Origin of the sequence: Neorhizobium sp. JUb45 (genome assembly GCF_004343585.1) — a bacterium.
Classification (GTDB): domain Bacteria; phylum Pseudomonadota; class Alphaproteobacteria; order Rhizobiales; family Rhizobiaceae; genus Neorhizobium.
This window is the reverse complement of sequence record NZ_SLYW01000006.1, coordinates 130,588-147,614: the sequence shown is the minus strand read 5'-3', so window position 1 is coordinate 147,614 and position 17,027 is coordinate 130,588. Positions and strand designations below refer to the sequence as shown.

The following is a 17,027-nucleotide window of genomic DNA, read 5'->3' as shown; positions in this document are numbered from 1 at the left end:
CTGTTAACGACGGCCCCCAACGTTTCTTTTTTAGATACCGACGGCGTCAGCGAGATCTCATCGACATCTTGAGTGTAAAGCTGGTCCGCGTTGGCGGCTTTGTCCATTCATTCTGATCGCAGAGATGTGCGATCATCACCGTGAATAGCCGCCGTGCTTCCTTTAGTTTTCTGGCATCAGCAATGGGCCTGTCGATAACGCCTTCGAGTACGGAAACGACATCTGTCGAGGCTCGGCGAACGTGCTGTTCTTTAGCCTCAGTCGAGATTTCCAGTGCGAGCGCATACATGCGCATGAAGCTGCACGCATCGCCTGCAGCCTTGAGCCAACCATCATGTTTGTTCATGGTTACCGAAATAGATCAGCCGAGACAGATGTCACGCCTGGAGCGATTTTGTAGTCAAGCTCGCATTAACCTATTAGAAGTCATGAATATTACAAGTTGCCGGTTCGCGCCATTCTGCTCGGCACCCCGTGATGAACAGTGTTTCCGGTCCCGTGCACCAACCTTTATCATTTTGCCGGCTGCATCGTGCGTGAGAAATACAACCACGGCTGCCGGACTTGCCCGTGGCCGTATCGAGAACATGGCTTTCGCTGCTGTTATCCGCAGCCGCCAACGACATTGCAACTCACGACATCGCCACCGCCTGTTGGCGAACGAACCGGTTAAATATGGAAAAACCGAGCGTCATTCGTAACAAAGAGAGCCCCCGTGCGTTGTCAGCCACACGGGAGAAATATGCATGACAGACGCCGCCGGATCGAAACACGCAGCCGAATGTTCCCCGGAGACCGGACCGGGGCAACGGGCTCTTGCACTTCGAGACCCACTTCTACACGAAACGCGCGCCCTTTGGAGCATCGAGCGAGGCTCATCACCTGTTATTGCCACAGCCATTCACGAAGGGCATTGCGTCCGCACCGATCTGGCAGATCAGTATGCGCTGACCTCTGACGAAAGACTGCGAGAAGAGGATCCATATACCGCCTATATGATCCGCGACGTGGACAACCGCATCGTCTTTCATCGTTCACGGTTCGAAGTGGATCTCAACCGTGACCGCAAGGGTGCGATCTACCTGTCCCCCGAACAGGCGTGGGGGCTGAAGGTCTGGTCAGGGATTCTGCCACCTGCAATCCTGGACGCATCGTTGCGAATCCACGATGCGTACTATGAGACGCTTCACACGACGCTCCGGAGCCTTGAGCAAGAGTTTGGCCGCTTCGTCCTCCTGGACATACACAGCTACAATCATCGTCGTGATGGTCCAGACGCGGCACCGACGCAACAGGCGTCCGCTCCTGACGTCAATATCGGCACCTTCTCCATGGATCAGGAGCGCTGGCGGCCAATCGTCGATGCACTGATCGCTCATCTTAGCTCGTTTCAGGTCAACGGCCGTCCGCTTGATGTGAGAGAAAATGTAGCGTTCCAGGGCAAGGGTGAACAGACGCGGTTCGTACACGAGCATTTCAAGAAAACTGGTTGTGCCATTGCGGTCGAGTTCAAGAAATTTTTCATGGATGAGTGGACAGGCAAACCCGATGTCGAAACTCTCGACCGACTTCGTAACGCAATCGCAACTGCTGTCCCCATTCTCGAAAAAACGCTGGAAGCGCGGTCATGAGCGGTACTCCGGTCGCAAACGCCTATGCCGATAACGGATGGCTGGACGAGATCATTTCCTGCCTTGAAGAGGCCAAATCGGTCCGGCGAGACCTGCCGGGGGGCGGTCGACTTCATATCGACCGACCGCTACCATTCATCTGCGTCCACATTGCCGAGGACGGCGCTGAGCCGGTTGCGCGTGACATCGCCCAGGCAAACGCATCCTATCTGATTGCGCCCCATGCTGCCGCGGCTCTTGTGGTGATTGATGCCGTTGCCGGCGCCATGCGCAAACGCTTTGGTTCATTTGTGGTTTTCGATATCGGCGAGCTGACGCAGGATCGCTTCCTGACCAAAGACGCGCCCTTCCTGCCACCGTTCGAAATCGCAATCTGGTCGAGCGATGATATGGTGCAGGCCGCAGAATGCTTTTCCGCAGCGATCAGCCACAGTGAGGCCCGGTTTCGGACACCGAAGGTTGAACGCGTGAGAACGCCTCCATCCCGTGACGACGTAGCACTGGGCCGCGTATTACATCTCTCCACGATGGCCGTCCGGTTTGCACCCGTTTACCGACAAGTTGGCACGCAGGACATTTTCCCGGAGCTGCGCGAACAGCTTGTCGCAATGCTTTTTGATGCCGGCCTGAGGGCGATGGCATCCTTCGTGGAATCGGAAAAAATTCTCCAACCCAAGACCCACAGGGCGTTAGGCCGGAAAGCCTTTGTCGATGCCGTCACGCGCGTCGATCGAAGCATCGACGAGGTCGCCTCGGCATTTGATTTCCTGCTTGCCGTCACGCCGATCAACGCAGAAGCTGCGTACGAGACATTCAAGGCGAGTGGTGAGCGCCCCGCCTTTCTCTATCGCCCGCTGACACTCCAGATCGAAGCCGCGAAACGGAAGCTTTATTCGATTTCCTTCGATCATCTCGAAGACCCCGTTCTTTACCAGCTCTATCGCGAGAAGCAGCAGGAACTCGACCTGCAACTGTCCCTTCTGGCCTCCCGCCAGAAGCCGCGGTTCATCGAATTTGGGCGGGCGCTCTACGGGCCGGTAGAGCCATCGCTTCTCAACGAAGCCAGGATCATCCTTGCGCATCTCGCCGATATCGAAGTTGATGGCAGCGATGACGGAAGCAAGGATGGCGCGATCGCCGATAGTGGTTACGTCGAATCCAGAGCGCTGGAGATGGTCTCTGCCTATCAAGAGCAACTCAACGACTTCGATGTTTCCGTCGAACTGCGCGATGACCTGCCCTCAGGCCTGATGGTTTCGGGAAACAGGCTCCTGATCTCGCGTGCAACCCTGATGGACAAGCGACGAGTCGATCCTTTGCTGTCGCATGAGGTTGGTGTTCACCTGCTCACCTATTTTAACGGATCTGCGCAGGGCCTGCGGCTTTTTCGCACCGGACTTGCTGGTTACGAGGGCATGCAAGAGGGACTGGCGGTCTTCGCAGAATACTTATCGGGAGGCATGACACCTGCTCGCTTGAGACTGATCGCCGCGCGTGTCGTCGGGTGCGCTTCCATGCTGGACGGCGCGACATTTTCGCAGACCTATTCGACAATGAAGGACAAGTACGGATTTTCATCACCCGCCGCCTTCAACCTCGTGCTGAGGCTTTATCGGGGCGGTGGCCTTGCCAAGGACGCGATCTACCTCCGCGGGCTGCTCGCCTTGCTCGACCACCTAAGGGCCGGCGGCGCGCTGGAACCCTTCTGGATGGGCAAGATCGCCGCATCGCACTTCACCGTCATGCAAGAACTGGCCGAACGCGGGCTGCTGCGACTGCCAGCGGTTCGCCCGCTTTTTCTCGAAACAGAACACGGACGCTCCCGGCTGGCTGTGGCCAAGGCGGGTATGCGCCCAATCGACATGATACAGGAACTGGAGACGTGATGCGCATCGCTTTTTTCGTGAATTCGATTACCGATGAGGCCGGATTCTTCACCACGACTGCGCTGGCATTGTCTGCCCTCGCCCGTGGTCATGAGGTCTGCTACCTAACCCCCGGCGATTTTATCCTGCGCCCGGATGACAGCCTGATGGTTCGAGCCACGGCGGTCAAAGGTGCGAAGGCTAAAAATGCAGATGCGTTCATTGCCGCGCTCCAAAGCGATCAGGCAAAGGTCGAGACGATCCCGGTGGAAGAGATCGACGTGTTATTCCTGCGCAACGATCCCTCGCAGGATGCCGATGAGCGCCCTTGGGCAGCCCATGCCGGCATCCTGTTCGGCCGACTCGCAGCCGATCGGGGTGTCCTGACCGTCAATGATCCCGATGGTCTCGCCCGCGCGCAAAACAAACTTTATTTTCAGGATTTCCCGGAAAAGGTCCGGCCGAAAACCCTGATCTCCAAAAGCATCGAGGAGATCAGGGCATTCATCGACGAGCAGAAACAGGGCGCCATTCTGAAACCTCTTCAGGGTTCTGGGGGTAAGAACGTCTTCAAGATCGCTTCAAGCAAGGAAGCCAATCTGAACCAGATTTTCGAGGCCGTCAGCGGCGAGGGATATCTGATTGCTCAGGGCTACCTTCCGGATGCGACGGCAGGTGACATAAGGCTGTTTCTGATGAACGGGCGCCCTCTGCAACGAGACGGCGCCTACGCTGCCCTGCGTCGCGTTCCGGCAAAGGGTGAGGTTCGTTCAAACATGCACGTAGCGGGCACCGCAGCTCCGGCCGAAATCACTCCCAAAATTCTCGAGGTTGCGGAAACGGTTCGCCCCAAGCTGATTGGCGACGGCATGTTCCTGGTCGGGCTGGACATTGTTGGCGACAAGATCCTCGAGATCAACGTGTTCACTCCGGGCGGACTGCCGGATATTGCCGAACTGCACGGCGTGGATCTTTCCGTCGACGTCATCATCGCGCTCGAACAGAAAGTCGAGATGCGCAGGAACTACGCTGGAAAGATCGACAACAGGGCGCTGGCGACGTTGTGAATGAGGTCTGCCGCGACCAATAACGAGAGTTCGTCGCGGCAAACAATCCTCCCCTGATGCTATAACCTTATCGCTTGCCTCTCTTTCAAGACTGCAAAGCCAAAACTGCAAAGCGGCCGCGTCTCACGCTCCGTTTTCGACACCAACATCGCCCAGTCGCGGTGGTTCGCAGCGTACCAATCAGACATGAAGGAGATGGTGAACGCAGCGGTTTTTCTGATTTCTCGCTGCGGGCAGCGAAATGCCAGGCGGGCACCTTTACCTGTCCGCGGCGACCAAACACCAAGAAAACCGCCACGACCGCCGCCGATGGTATTTCCTCAAAGGATAAGGGCCGCGACGATCTCTCGCCCGGCCCTTTCGCATGTCTCAGCCTGCCCCAGTCCATCCGTGGTAGCCGGCAAAGACAAGGTTGATGATCTTACTTCTTCATCTTGTCGTAATCGAACTTCGGTGCGGCCGACAGATCTTCCTTGTTCGTGTCGACATAGGCCTTCCAAGTGCCGTTATCGTCGGCGATTGCCAGAGAGGCCGGATCGATCACAACGTAGCTGCTGCCCAACCCGAGGAAGCCACCGACGCTGGCGATGATGCCAATGACCGACTTGCCATTGCCGACAACAACGTCAGAAATCTCGCCGATCTCTTCGTTGGCCTTGTTATAGATGTTGATACCGACGAGCTTTGACGTCACAAGATCGGTATCTTTGATCTCGACATACTTGAGCGGCATGGCGGCTGCCTTGCCCATCGTAATACCCGGGCCGACAATCGTCGCGTCGGCGCCAGATGCTGCCGAGGCCGCAGGCTGCTGCGCGTATGCAGAGGCACCCATGACGGCGAAAGTCAGTGCTGCGGCGATAATCGTTTTCATGCGTGTTTCCTCGTATGCCATTGTAATCACGAATTTTCGTGGCGGCTGAAAACGAACGCGTCCCACTTTGGTTCCTTGAAAAAATGCAAAGAGAATTGACTGGGTCGCCTGTTCGCAACGCCAATTTTTCAGCAGGCTAGAAGCACCTCGCCGCGGTGTTCGTCGCACGTCTCAGCAACAACAGCTTCAAAAATTTCGCGTGCCTCGTCAGGGGAGGCACGACCGTTCACGGCATCGTTCATCATCGAGCATGCCAGCCGATAGTGAAGGTCGGCGCGTTCCGACAAGGTGGTTTTGAGAAATACCAGTGCTTCAAGAGGACCAAAAAACAGGAGCCCATTCGCGCTGACGGGCTTATCCCATAAAATTGCAGACATTCGGATTACGTTTCCTTGAGGATGATGGCCGTCTAGAACGAACAGGCAGGAAATGCGTTCCAGAAAAAAGCCTCGCCGAAGCGGTGTTTGACGAACATGGTTTACCAAGTCTGACGGCCTTACCGATCGTCGATGCCCTTTGGCGATCTGGTCCTTCTGGTAATCGTGAAGGTGCCCGATTTTTCCGTCTGGCTGGTCGCGTTTGCCATCAATGTCCTCAAGGCCGTCATCAGTGAGCTTGCTCCACTGTTCCCTGACTTTGAACTCGGCCAGCCCGTGACCTGCTTCCAGTTGCGTTCGACGCGGTCCACAAAACATCAGGCTTTGGATTTATTCCGCCACCTTTTACCGCCCCGATGTCGATCGCAATGGCGCATGAACCGGTCAATCCGACCCTTCTCCGCTCCGAACTTCTCCATGACATTGACGGCTTGCGGCATACTCAGCGCGTGTCTTTCCTGCAGCTTTTCGAGCGTGTACCGGGCGATAGGACGCGTGAGGTTCATTGGTTTGTCTTTTATCTGAAGCGCCAATGCGACAGCTTCTCAGAAGTTCCTGACCTGCTTCCCGTGTGCGCGCAGTCAATTTTAAAAGGGAACCTGTGCTGCCTCATCCCGATTACGATCGGGCAAACAGTGGGAGAGCAGCAACCATGTCGGCAAGCCGTATTCGTGTCATAGATCTCGAGACAGCCGGAAATAGACCAGAGAACGTCTGCGAGATCGGCTGGCAGGACGTCATCCGCATCGACGACGGTGGATGGGTGGTCGGCGACGAGCGAGGGGCACGTTTCGTCAATCCCGGTCGTGCGATATCTGCCGAAACGATGGCGATCCATCACATCCGCGACGAAGATGTCCGCAACGCCCCCTATTGGAAACAGGTGGCGCCCACCATCTTGAAGCCGGAAGGCGGCGTTCAGGCGCTGGCCGCACACCGAGCCGCGTTTGAGCAGAGATACTGCAATCCGCGGCTGGCCGGTGGGGCTTCCTGGATATGCACCTGGAAATGTGCGCTGCGTGTCTGGCCCGATCTGCCCCGTTTCTCCAACCAGATGCTTCGCTATCAGCGCAAGCCGGAAGGGCTGATCCACGATATCGGCCTTCCCGCTCACCGCGCCATGCCGGACGCCTATGTTACCGCCCATCACCTGCGGGACATGTTGAACGCTGCATCCATTGAAGAGCTTCTGAATTGGAGCAATGAACCCGGCCTTCTTCCGCGCGTTCCGTCGGGGCCGGATCAAGGCAAGAGCTGGGCTCAGCTCAGTCTGGCCGCCCTTCAGGAATTTCGTGGCGACAGAGATATCGATATTCGCTTCAGCGCCCAAGGTGAGTTGTCGAAACGCGGTTATGTCGAGGAGAACGGGACCAATGAACCCGCGCAGGACTCGTTGCTGTGATGACGAAAGCTGCTGACAGATACCCTGACACGCCCGAAAGCACATATTTTGTCGTGCGCGGCCGCCTTTGGCGCAAAAGCAATCCCGCTCTGGACGAACAAACCAGACAGCGACTGGTAAAAGACTTGATGTCTGCAATGCGGGATGTGCGAGCCGCGAAGGGGAACCATGCCGCGCAGACAGACGCGCGCCGACGAGTGGATGACGCCAAGTTAGCGCTCGGCGAGCGTTGCCCTGTCTGGTGGAACGACGGCGAGCCTGACTTCAACCGACATCTCGTCAAAAACTCACCTTACGCCATGTGGTTTGCGTTGCTTCCCAAATAGGGCAGTCTGCGCTCATCTTCTGACCGAGGATTGCAATTGAAGACACGTCAACCGCTCATTCTCACGGCCCGGATCGCAAAGAAGGACCTTGAACCTTTCGAACGCCTGCGGAAAACGCATTTTCCACCAGACCGAAATTTCCTCCATGCTCATCTGACGATGTTTCATCGGTTGCCGGGTGAATACCGCGCGCGGATTGAAGAGCAGCTTCATCTCAACGCCCAAGCCACAGAGGTGATCGCCGCCGATGTCAGCGGTTTGAGGCATCTCGGTGCGGGTGTAGCCTTTTCCATTACAAGCCCGGCCCTGCTCGAAATTCGTGCAGAATTGAAGGCCGGATTTCTCTCTTGGCTCGGCCCTCAGGACATGCAGCCATGGCGGCCGCATATAACGGTTCAAAACAAGTCCTCTAAGGCAGAGGCAGACGAACTGTACCGGACTTTGGACCAAAAACACCAACCTCACCTGATCAACATCACCGGACTTGATCTGTGGGAGTATCTTGGCGGGCCATGGCGACATACGGCCAATTCGCCATTCAGCACCTCGGCCTGATGGTCACCGGCATCGGAGTTCTCAAATGTACGTTGCGGGTGTTCGTTACGTGAATAGCGGCTGGTGCCGAGTGTTCTGCAACTCTCCGCACCAGAGATTTTCAAGGTCTCGGCTTTACCCAACTGCGGCGGGCGGATTGCCGATCGCGCCCAATGCCGAATTTATATAACGCACCACGATCTCGTTCGCGCGCAGTCTGGCAAGTTCAAGCGCTGCAAGACAATGCATTCTCAAAGGATTACTGGTAGCAAAGGCTCTTGCATCGGGGATCGGGTTGCCGCCATTGTTGACGCAGATCTCGATATGTCCGTTTGCCGCTCCAGCCGATATGCGGACCGGCTGCGTCACGACGCCGTGCGTGAATGCGTTCACACGACTGAGCCAGCCGGAGACGATCGACTTGAACCGTCACCGGCAGCGTGACGCCGACTGAGACCTTGCGGTCGGGATGGGCCAGCTTCAGCTCTTCCACGACATTGTTCAATGTCGTCATAAGATCGTCTTTTGCGAGCTCAAGAGCGATGCGACCTCCCATGCGCGCCCAAGCGAGATCCATGACGTTGTCGACGAGGCCGGCCATCCGGGAGATACTGGACTTCATTAATTTCAGAACGAGTGGGCTGCGGGCTGTCCACCCTTCCTTCAGCAGGCGCGAGGTGCCGGCATCGACGGCGGCGATCGGATTGCGCAGATCATGGCCGAGCACGGAGATGATCTGCTCGCGCAGCTCCGACAGGTCCTTCTCCTTGTCCAGGAAGTCCCGCGTTGCCGGCAATTGAGCATCGGGGTAAAGATGATGGGCGATGAGTTCGGCGAAGAGCTTGAACGAACCGATCGTCTGCGGATTATTCACCCTGGCTGGTTGAGGATCAATCGCGCAGAGTGTCCCGAAGAACTCGCCGTTGGGAAGAATGATCGGAATGGAGATGTAGCTGGGCAGACCATAGATACGTGGCGTGTGATGGTCGCGGTAGAGTGGCTCCTCGGCCGCGTCGTCGAACACGATGGGCTGGCGATGTCCGCGGATCTCGTCGCATAGCGTACTTTGAACCGCAAGCTCGTCGCCGGCCTTAGGTCCGAACCCGACATGGTCGAGTGAATGGCAGGTGATCCAGCGATCGTCAGTCACTCGAGACACGGCAGCGAAGCCCATACCCGTCATACGAAGGACGACATCGAGAATGGTGGGGACGGCCGCAATGCCGGCGATGTGGGCGATATCCTGCGCAAAGTGGAGCCGCGAGCCGTCTGTGAGGCTCGGCAAAGCGTCGCCTCCAGCAACGTGAGACGAAACAGGTGCGGCATCCACCGCAACTATCACTTTGAATCGCTGAGCGTTCGACGAGAGTCGGCTACTCAGCCCATCACCGAACTTCTCGAAGATACGAGCACCGGCTTCCCACGCTGGTCCAAAAACTGAGGCTTTCATCGACACTGCGAAGTGGGACGTCCAAGCCTGACGAGAAGCCTAAAACACTTTTGTTGCATATGCTCACGATAGGTGAGACTGTGCACGCCTTGCCGCCCAGTTGCGGCCATCCTTGGGAACAGCGGTTCCCGATCGCGCTTTCGTATATCCCGCAGACGTGCCTGTCCCATGATGGGGAGGATGTTGTGCGCCCGGAGCTACCAATGCCGACAACCATACACTCGGAGACCTTCCTGGCGAAGGCGGCCGAACTGCTGTCCGCCATGGCCAACCACAAGCGGATGCTGATACTCAATATCCTGAGCAAGGAGGAGGTTTCAGTCGGCTCGCTTGCCGTCATGACGGAGCTCAGCCAATTGGCCCTTTCGCAACACCTCGGGAAGCTCAAGGGTGCGAGCCTGGTACAGACCAGGCGGGACGCACAAACAATCTTCTACAGATGCGACTCGGTAGCGGTCATACAAGTGCTTGCGACACTTTCGTGCATCTTCGGAAAAACTCAAAAAACATCCGAAATTGTCGGCACCGCGGACCGAAAACTTCCATCGGTCATCACTTCATCGTTGCTCCCTGCATGACCTCCCATCAGTCTAGAAACCTATGAGGACGCGATGGGCTTAGTCGCAGTCGACTTCACAGTGCGTTGGAAGTCCCCGGTCTATGTCGGCGACGGCCCGCTTTTGACCAAGACAATCTCGGGTCCGGCGGACGCCCTGCGGCACATGAAAAACCTGAGCCATAGGTCCGGTCCGATATATTGGCGCGCTTTCGATTTCTGTCAGCACGCCCTCACCAACGGTGTTCATCCGGAAATCTCCCGGTCTCATTTCATAGCCGCCTGCGCGGATGCAGATGCGAGACGGCTAGAGGAAGACTGATCGACGTCGTTGAGCAGGACGTCAGGATTGCCCTAAAGAGCACATGGTTTGTAACGCGAAATTGAGACCTCGCATCTTGGCAGCTTCCTGGGTTGGTCCGCTCTTGACAGGATTCGAACCTGCGGCCCGCTATGTCGGACCTGCGATAGCAACAGCCTATGAAACCTTTGGAGCCTCGAGCTCCGACAAATTGAAACACGATCCGATAGCTTTCCATAAGGTTGCTTGGGAATGCGATATCCAATCATCACGTCACGCCTTCTTACGAAAACGTCGCCTCCCACCGTGGCGTGACGCTGGTGTGACGCACTCCATTTCATTGGCAATGGACAACCCGTCTCCTGTCGGTTTGATCCCAACCGTTGCGTGACCCCTTAACGCAACGGTTGGCCTTCAATGTCTGAAAGAGTTCCAGCCAGATGCGCCTGCGATTGTTTTTCGTCACTGCCCTGCTTGTTACGTCTCTCTGGTTGGTAGGGGGCAGTTCTCTCATTGTAATCTTCTCGCTCTAATATCAGTGGCGCTCCGCGCAGCGCTCACGAGCCCGGCCCGATAATGCGTCGATCAAGAACGTTTTTTTCCACGGGCAGAGAACCCTGGCTTCGATAACATTCGGCTTGGCTGCAATATGTGAAGCGCCAACTATTTTTGCCATCGTGGGTCGAAAGGACATGATAGCCTTCGACCACCTCGTCGAGAATTTCGATTTCGTAACCCCATATCCATCCGCCATAACGCGTCCCTTGGCTGCAACGCAGGACAATTTCGAAAAAATAGCCGCCTTCGGCCTCGCGCATGCGAAAAATAAGGTCAAGATTATCCTCATCCGCCTCATCGGGATTTCGTGCAGTCAAATGGACGGGGGTCACTCGCGCAGAGGTCAAGGCACCAATGGGGTAATATGGCCTACCTTTAAAAGACATGAACTCCGTGACGACATATCCGACATCATCGGCGCGCTGATACGGCTCCATCATTGACGAGAACGCCAAATACGGGCGTGTGAAAGAAAGAGGCGATTTCATCTCATCAGTCATCATCATTGCATGTCACTAATGCACCCCTGGCAGGCGCAGCTCGGAAGATTTTCGCAAAGGTTGCGTCACAGCAGTGTCAAACGGGAGTTATGATCACTTTCATTTTTGCACGGTTCGTAGTTAGATGCTGTTGGTGGGTGACAAAGTGACAGCTTCAGATAATCCTAAAGGCTTGCGTTTCTTCGGCGTGCCGCATTTTGCGGATCACGAAACGTTTTTCCCGTTGAAGGGATATGTGCTGATCGCCGCGCTCCTCCTTGCGCCCGGGAAAAGTATGGGACGCCAGGTCGCTGCCTGTCTTTTGTGGGAGAATGCCGACCAGAAGCGCGCGCTTGCCAACCTGCGCCAGCTGTTGTTGCGACTCCAGCAATTTTCAGGTGAGGCCGCGCTCGTTATTGCATCCGGTGCCAGCCTTTCCGCCGGCCCATTGGCCTTCCGTTCCGATCTCGCCCGTTTTCTCGAGGCTATCCCGGAAAGAAATGTAGAGACCCGCCTGCAAGCAGTCCTTGAGTTTCGTGGCGATTTGCTCATGGGCTGCGAAGGCGAGGAGCAACTGCATCTTTGGTTGTTATCCGAACGCGCCCGCCTCAAGGACGTGTTCTTTTCATCGATGGCAAGTTTACTCGATGACATGACCCGGTTTGGTGGTCAGAGATACGGCGAGATCTCTGTGGTGGCGGATTGCGCTTTTGCCGTAGACCCTGAGCGCGAGGAAACATATCGGGTCGTCATGTTGGCCTATTCCCGACAGGGTGATTTGCCCGGCTTCGAGCGCATCTCAGAAAAATTAACCCGGATGCTGCGCCATGAAGCCCGATCGCCCGAGCCGGCAACGCTGGCGTTGAAACGCCGTATCCATGCTGATTTTGCCGAATATGACCCTGATCCGGTCGCAAAAGCGCGTGTCGAAAAAGCGCGGGTTGCTTTCGCCATGCCGTGTGGTTCCGACAGGGCACCCGCACCGGACCTTGTCCAGTCGTTCGTCGAGGACGTCGCCTACAGTCTCGTACGCTACCGTACTTTCACTGTTCTGGCGCCACAGAGCACCTACGCCGTCACATCATCAGGTGGAAAGAAGCCATTGTCCACGCTGCGGCCGGACTATGTGGTCAGGACGACCATATTCGGTGACATGCGGGCATCCGTCTCGCTCATTTCCGAACAGTCTGACGAGATCGTATGGTCGCTGGAACTTTCGCTTGATCAGTTCGACATGCCGGCCGCGTTCCGGATGCTATCCCGGCAAGTGGCGGCAGGCCTTGCCGAAAATCTGGAGCAAAGGCAACTGGCATCGTCCAGAAAGGATGATCCATCTGCCTATTTCCATCTACTGTCTGGCCAGCAACTCCTGCGGGGGAAATGTGACCTGCCGATCTTGCGACGAGCCCGCTCGGAGTTTCGCAAGGCGATGGAACTCGATCATGGCATGGCCGTTGCCAGAGGGCGGATTGCCCAGACGCTGCAACTTGAGTGGCTAATGCTTGGGGGCACCGATCCCCACCTGCTTTACCGGGCAAAGGCCGAGGCCGAAGCATCCGTTGCGATCGATCCAGCCTCCGGCATCGGACATTGGATGGGGGCGGTCATCGCGCTCCATCAACGTGACTTCGATGCCTCGGCAGAGCAGTTTCTCGAAGCAGAAGCACTGGCTCCGAATTCTGCAGACCTGCTTTTACAGCATGCGGATGCACTGGCGCATTTTGGCCAAAACGATCCCGCGTGGGAGCGCTTCAAACGCGCACTCGATCTCAATCCGTTTGCACCGGATATCTACTGGTGGGCAGGCGCGAGCATCGCACTGAAACGCGAGGACTACACGACTGCCTTGGAGCTGTGCAGCCGAATGGAAAATGACGAACCTGCGCTTCGCGTTCTGACAGTCAGCCATGCCTTGAACGGCGATCTCGTGACCGCGCGGCAATATGGAAGACGTCTGAAGGAAAATCATCCCGGGATGACAGCCCGTCAGATCAGTCTGTTATCTCCGGATCGCAATCCGGAGGTAAATGAGAAGTTGTTACATGCTTATCAACTGGCCGGTATCAAATAGAGAGGCAACATGTCTAAATCCCAATTCTACGTTATCGGAAAAAGAGGCAATGGCGTTTTGTTTATCAGAACGTCGCCACTTCGCGTCGCGTCAGTTTCCCACGAGGTCATCACCGAATATGAAGCCAGTCATCCGGGCATCGACGGTTATGCTCGCGTTGCCGCCGCAGCCAAAGGAATGCTGATCGGTCAGGATGGTAAACCCGAAACCAATCTCGATCAGGTACAGGCTCAGGGTATCGAGACCATAATTGCTGCAGGCGCTGTGGTGTCGGATGCGGACTTCGCGTTGGTCGGTGATGTTGTCGACGAAGGCTGGGACTTCATCCGCGTCGTGCAACTGCCTATCGAAAGCGCTCTCAAAGCTGTAGGACCATCGGGGGGTCCTGCCGGCCAGCTTTTTGAAGCAATTCTATCCGACACACCAAACGTCGCTCCATGAAAAATGAAGGCCATGTACTCGCCGAGGTCAACCGGCCAGCACATGGCCAAACCCAAGTCCCGCACACGATGATCGACAATCCGCTTCTCTTGAAAGCTTTCGGCATCACGCGTGTTGGCGACATCACTGACCTCGATGTCATCGGCATGCCAGTCTGGTTCGCAACTCGACCCAATTCCCGTGGCCTTTCCGTATCGCAGGGCAAGGGAATGACGGCCGAGCGAGCAAAACTCTCGGCTGTCATGGAAGCGATCGAAGGCGCCGTGGCGGAAGACACGCAACGGCATGTGAGTGATTACGGGTCTCTTTCCGAGATGCGTGGCCGTGGCTACGACGTGCTTCCGCTTGAGGCCATATCGCGCGTGATACTTGAAAAGTTCGACCCGGCGCGAGAGCGTGCCTGGGTAAAGGGACATTCTGCCCGTGACGATACAGTGGTGGTGGCGCCGTTCGAACTCGTTGGGCTTGATTTTCGATTTGATTTCCCTTGGGATCGGGACGCGTTCGTAATGAGCTCACAAGGATTGGCTGCCGGTTTCGACTTTGATCAGGCAGTGCTTCACGCGATGCTCGAACTGATCGAAAACGAAGCCTGCACGGTCGTGGAAGCGTTTTCGACCCGTATGACAGCGACGCGCACTGTGTTCTTTCCAAAAGGGCAGTCTGCGGATCTCGACAGATTGGTTGATCGACTTGATGCACTGGGTCTGACGCCGACATTTTTCGACCTTACCGGAAGCACAGGCGTCCCTGTCATTCTGGCAAGTCTGCCTCGCTCGCTCATGACAGACAATGGTCCAGGCAAACGGTCGGCGGCGGGCATAGCATGTCGCTTGAGCGGCGCCGAAGCTGCCTGCAGTGCGCTTCAAGAGGCCATACAGGCGCGCCTGACCCATATTAGCGGCGCCCGCGACGATCTTTTCAATGAACGCTACGAGGCAGACCAAGATGTTCGCGGCAACAGGTGGGGCGGCGGCTCCGCCATTCAATGGCAGCACTCGCTCGTACTTCCAGATGACGTTAGCAAAGTCCCTGTATGGCGAAGGCTCGCTGATCACTTGTTTTCCTGTGGCGTCAACAATCTCTACCTCTTCCGTCTTGAAACGAGCTATCCCGACATTGTCGTCGTCAGGGTGCTTGGCAGCGGCATGGCGACGGCAACTGCATCGCAGACGGCGTTGAGCCGCGCGGCGCTTGCCAGCTTTCTTGGGACATGAATTTTGAGCACGATCGTTTTCGCCGGGCCATCGATCCATCAGACGGAACTCGCGGCTTATGCCAATATTACCTTTTGCCCCCCGGCTGCATCGGGAGACATTCTGGCTGCAATTAATGTCGGTGCTCGAACAATCGGTCTCATCGATGGCGTGTTCGGTGATTGCGCCGCAGTGTGGCACAAGGAATTGCTTTTTGCGTTGTCCAAGGGTGTCGCCGTCTATGGCGCTGCGAGCATGGGAGCACTTCGGGCAGCCGAATGCGATTGCTTCGGCATGAAGGGTGTCGGTCAGATCTATGAACAATATCGTGACGGATCACGAATTTCCGACGCCGACGTCGCCGTCCTCCATGGCCCACCCGATATGGATTTCCGGCCTGTGACAATCGCACTTGTCGATGCCGAGGAAACCATCCGGGCATTGCAATCTCGTATCGGGGACGAGCAGGCCCATAGTCTGCTCAACGCCGCACGCCGCACTCACTTTTCACGGCGTACGTGGCGCTCGATCGTTAGAGCAGCACAGCTTGGCCAGGAGCTGACCTCACTTTTGTCGCACAATGCAATTTCGGTGAAGCGACTGGACGCCCAAATGCTGCTTGATGCCGTCAACAATCACCGACACGATGCGGGTGCAAGGCCCGCCTGGAGATTTCAGAATACGCTTTTCTTTCAGGAAATGATCGCACGTAACGCTGAGCAAGCGGCACGATTCGCTGCCCCCCCCATACGATGAGCCTGGTCCCCGATTGCGGAGGTCTCGTCGAGCAGCTGGCAATAGCCATTCCGGCAGCCTTGCTGCGATCGCCGGCCGCAACCGATCCGTGTCAGCCGCTCATACCGATTGGCAAACTGATAGAAGCATTTCCCACGGACGTTCGAATTGTCGTGATGGTCGACAATGCGTGCGCGACGGAAGCACAGGCGTGGCTCGACCGGCTGGACCTGAATGCCCAGATCCAACTGAGCCCGCTCAATCCGTCGGCCAAAGCCATAACCAGCCCATGGATCCAGGATGGCTTCCATGTTAAAGCGCCGGACCCGACAGTAGGCCGCAATCAACGGTATCTTGCTGTCTCGGGCGATGGACCGGCGCGCCATCTGGCACGATTAACCGCCGCAGAGGTTGTGGCAATGGGTTTTCATCTTGATGGTGGAAATCAACTTGTCGGCTCGGATTTTCGGCTCATAGGTTACTCTGAGATTGAAAGGATCGATGCTGTTCGAAGGCTGGACCACCGCCCGGTTTCGTTATTTGGATATCGTGTCGACGACCTAGGCGCCACCGCAGAGCCAGCTGGCAGGATCGCGCTGTCTCGTTCAGCAGCTACCTGCCCGTCGCCCATGCACCAGTTTGGATATCATATAGATCAGTTCGTAACGCTCACCGGCCTTTACAAAAACGGGAGACCTTTGCTAGTCGTAGGCCAGCCCGTACCAAGCGATCCACCGTCGCCCATTGTCGCGACTGCGAGCCGATGCCTCGATGCATCTGCCGTCTTCCTCGAAGAGCAAGGCTTTGCGATTTTGCGCAATCCAGTCGCCTTTGCGATCACGCCTGACACGAACAAAAGGCAACCCCGGCTCTACAACAATGCCATTGTCGAAAATGACATTCGAGTCGGACAGGAGCGGCCGATCGTCTGGCTTCCGCAATTTTCGGATTTCGACGCATTGGGCGATATCGATGAGGCGAATGTCAACCTTTGGGAAAGCCTCGGATTTAGGATCGAACGGGTGTTCGGGTGGACGCACCTTGCGAGCCGTTGCGGAGCCTTGCGATGTATTTCGAAGGTGCTGCTCCGCAAGCCATCCCGGGAGCTGGACACGAAAAATACCCTCATTGCTTAACCGCGCCCCCTACCATAATATTGAGCAC

General features: G+C 56.5%; 17 protein-coding genes and 1 pseudogene. 12 read left to right on the top strand and 6 right to left on the bottom strand.

The window, feature by feature from the left end; all coding sequences use genetic code 11:
• Nucleotides 1-46: 46 nt before the first annotated feature.
• Complete coding sequence (locus tag EDF70_RS21895; RefSeq protein ID WP_132277896.1) at nucleotides 47-346, bottom strand: hypothetical protein; 300 nt, start codon at nucleotides 344-346, stop codon at nucleotides 47-49.
• 400 nt (nucleotides 347-746) lie between these two features.
• Between EDF70_RS21895 and EDF70_RS21890 the strand changes: the two genes are divergently transcribed.
• The 3 genes from EDF70_RS21890 to EDF70_RS21880 are packed head-to-tail and all read left to right on the top strand — an operon-like array spanning nucleotide 747 to nucleotide 4,563.
• Nucleotides 747-1,631: an N-formylglutamate amidohydrolase gene (locus EDF70_RS21890; protein ID WP_132277894.1), complete on the top strand. Its 885-nt coding sequence runs from the start codon at nucleotides 747-749 to the stop codon at nucleotides 1,629-1,631.
• On the top strand, nucleotides 1,628-3,517 hold the full coding sequence (locus tag EDF70_RS21885) for a flavohemoglobin expression-modulating QEGLA motif protein (RefSeq protein WP_132277892.1): 1,890 nt from the start codon (nucleotides 1,628-1,630) through the stop codon (nucleotides 3,515-3,517). Before EDF70_RS21890 ends, EDF70_RS21885 begins: the two co-directional genes overlap by 4 nt.
• A complete protein-coding gene (locus tag EDF70_RS21880) occupies nucleotides 3,517-4,563 on the top strand; it encodes a glutathione synthase (protein ID WP_132277890.1) in 1,047 nt (348 codons plus the stop codon). Before EDF70_RS21885 ends, EDF70_RS21880 begins: the two co-directional genes overlap by 1 nt.
• A 421-nt stretch (nucleotides 4,564-4,984) precedes the next feature.
• Here the strand turns inward: EDF70_RS21880 and EDF70_RS21875 are convergent, their stop codons facing one another.
• The 3 genes and pseudogenes from EDF70_RS21875 to EDF70_RS30215 form a co-directional block, all read right to left on the bottom strand.
• Nucleotides 4,985-5,437: a PRC-barrel domain-containing protein gene (locus EDF70_RS21875; protein WP_132277888.1), complete on the bottom strand. Its 453-nt coding sequence runs from the start codon at nucleotides 5,435-5,437 to the stop codon at nucleotides 4,985-4,987.
• Nucleotides 5,438-5,565: 128 nt separating this feature from the next.
• Complete coding sequence (locus EDF70_RS30220; protein ID WP_207908289.1) at nucleotides 5,566-5,814, bottom strand: DUF982 domain-containing protein; 249 nt, start codon at nucleotides 5,812-5,814, stop codon at nucleotides 5,566-5,568.
• A 119-nt stretch (nucleotides 5,815-5,933) separates the two neighbouring features.
• A pseudogene (locus EDF70_RS30215) lies at nucleotides 5,934-6,125 on the bottom strand (CsbD family protein).
• Nucleotides 6,126-6,466: 341 nt separating this feature from the next.
• On the opposite strand from EDF70_RS30215, the gene EDF70_RS21865 reads away from it, so the two are divergent.
• Genes EDF70_RS21865 through EDF70_RS21855 form a run of 3 tightly spaced genes read left to right on the top strand, consistent with a single transcriptional unit; the run spans nucleotide 6,467 to nucleotide 8,097 of the window.
• A complete protein-coding gene (locus EDF70_RS21865; RefSeq protein ID WP_132277884.1) occupies nucleotides 6,467-7,216 on the top strand; it encodes an exonuclease domain-containing protein in 750 nt (249 codons plus the stop codon).
• The gene (locus EDF70_RS21860; protein WP_132277882.1) at nucleotides 7,216-7,542 is read left to right on the top strand and encodes a hypothetical protein; all 327 of its coding nucleotides are present in this window, start codon (nucleotides 7,216-7,218) and stop codon (nucleotides 7,540-7,542) included. Before EDF70_RS21865 ends, EDF70_RS21860 begins: the two co-directional genes overlap by 1 nt.
• Nucleotides 7,543-7,578: 36 nt before the next feature.
• Nucleotides 7,579-8,097 carry a 2'-5' RNA ligase family protein gene (locus EDF70_RS21855; RefSeq protein WP_132277880.1) on the top strand — a complete coding sequence of 173 codons (519 nt, stop codon included), beginning with the start codon at nucleotides 7,579-7,581 and terminating at the stop codon, nucleotides 8,095-8,097.
• Between the two features lie 238 nt (nucleotides 8,098-8,335).
• Here the strand turns inward: EDF70_RS21855 and EDF70_RS21850 are convergent, their stop codons facing one another.
• Nucleotides 8,336-9,361, bottom strand: a complete 1,026-nt coding sequence (locus EDF70_RS21850) for a GAF domain-containing sensor histidine kinase (RefSeq protein WP_245519283.1) — start codon at nucleotides 9,359-9,361, stop codon at nucleotides 8,336-8,338.
• A 368-nt stretch (nucleotides 9,362-9,729) separates the two neighbouring features.
• On the opposite strand from EDF70_RS21850, the gene EDF70_RS21845 reads away from it, so the two are divergent.
• The gene (locus EDF70_RS21845) at nucleotides 9,730-10,104 is read left to right on the top strand and encodes a metalloregulator ArsR/SmtB family transcription factor (protein ID WP_132277878.1); all 375 of its coding nucleotides are present in this window, start codon (nucleotides 9,730-9,732) and stop codon (nucleotides 10,102-10,104) included.
• Between the two features lie 836 nt (nucleotides 10,105-10,940).
• Here the strand turns inward: EDF70_RS21845 and EDF70_RS21835 are convergent.
• Nucleotides 10,941-11,447, bottom strand: coding sequence for a hypothetical protein (locus tag EDF70_RS21835; protein ID WP_245519282.1), 507 nt, complete (start codon nucleotides 11,445-11,447; stop codon nucleotides 10,941-10,943).
• Nucleotides 11,448-11,574: 127 nt separating this feature from the next.
• On the opposite strand from EDF70_RS21835, the gene EDF70_RS21830 reads away from it, so the two are divergent.
• The 5 genes from EDF70_RS21830 to EDF70_RS21810 all read left to right on the top strand — a co-directional run bounded on the left by EDF70_RS21830 (nucleotide 11,575) and on the right by EDF70_RS21810 (nucleotide 16,999).
• Nucleotides 11,575-13,491: a BTAD domain-containing putative transcriptional regulator gene (locus tag EDF70_RS21830; protein WP_348639730.1), complete on the top strand. Its 1,917-nt coding sequence runs from the start codon at nucleotides 11,575-11,577 to the stop codon at nucleotides 13,489-13,491.
• A gap of 9 nt (nucleotides 13,492-13,500) precedes the next feature.
• Nucleotides 13,501-13,932, top strand: a complete 432-nt coding sequence (locus EDF70_RS21825; RefSeq protein WP_132277872.1) for a hypothetical protein — start codon at nucleotides 13,501-13,503, stop codon at nucleotides 13,930-13,932.
• Entirely contained in the window at nucleotides 13,929-15,149 is a 1,221-nt protein-coding gene (locus EDF70_RS21820) for a YcaO-like family protein (protein WP_245519281.1), read from the top strand. Before EDF70_RS21825 ends, EDF70_RS21820 begins: the two co-directional genes overlap by 4 nt.
• Before the next feature lie 3 nt (nucleotides 15,150-15,152).
• On the top strand, nucleotides 15,153-15,884 hold the full coding sequence (locus EDF70_RS21815) for a TfuA-like protein (protein WP_132277870.1): 732 nt from the start codon (nucleotides 15,153-15,155) through the stop codon (nucleotides 15,882-15,884).
• A gap of 155 nt (nucleotides 15,885-16,039) precedes the next feature.
• Nucleotides 16,040-16,999 carry a hypothetical protein gene (locus EDF70_RS21810; RefSeq protein ID WP_132277868.1) on the top strand — a complete coding sequence of 320 codons (960 nt, stop codon included), beginning with the start codon at nucleotides 16,040-16,042 and terminating at the stop codon, nucleotides 16,997-16,999.
• The last annotated feature ends 28 nt before the right edge of the window (nucleotides 17,000-17,027 follow it).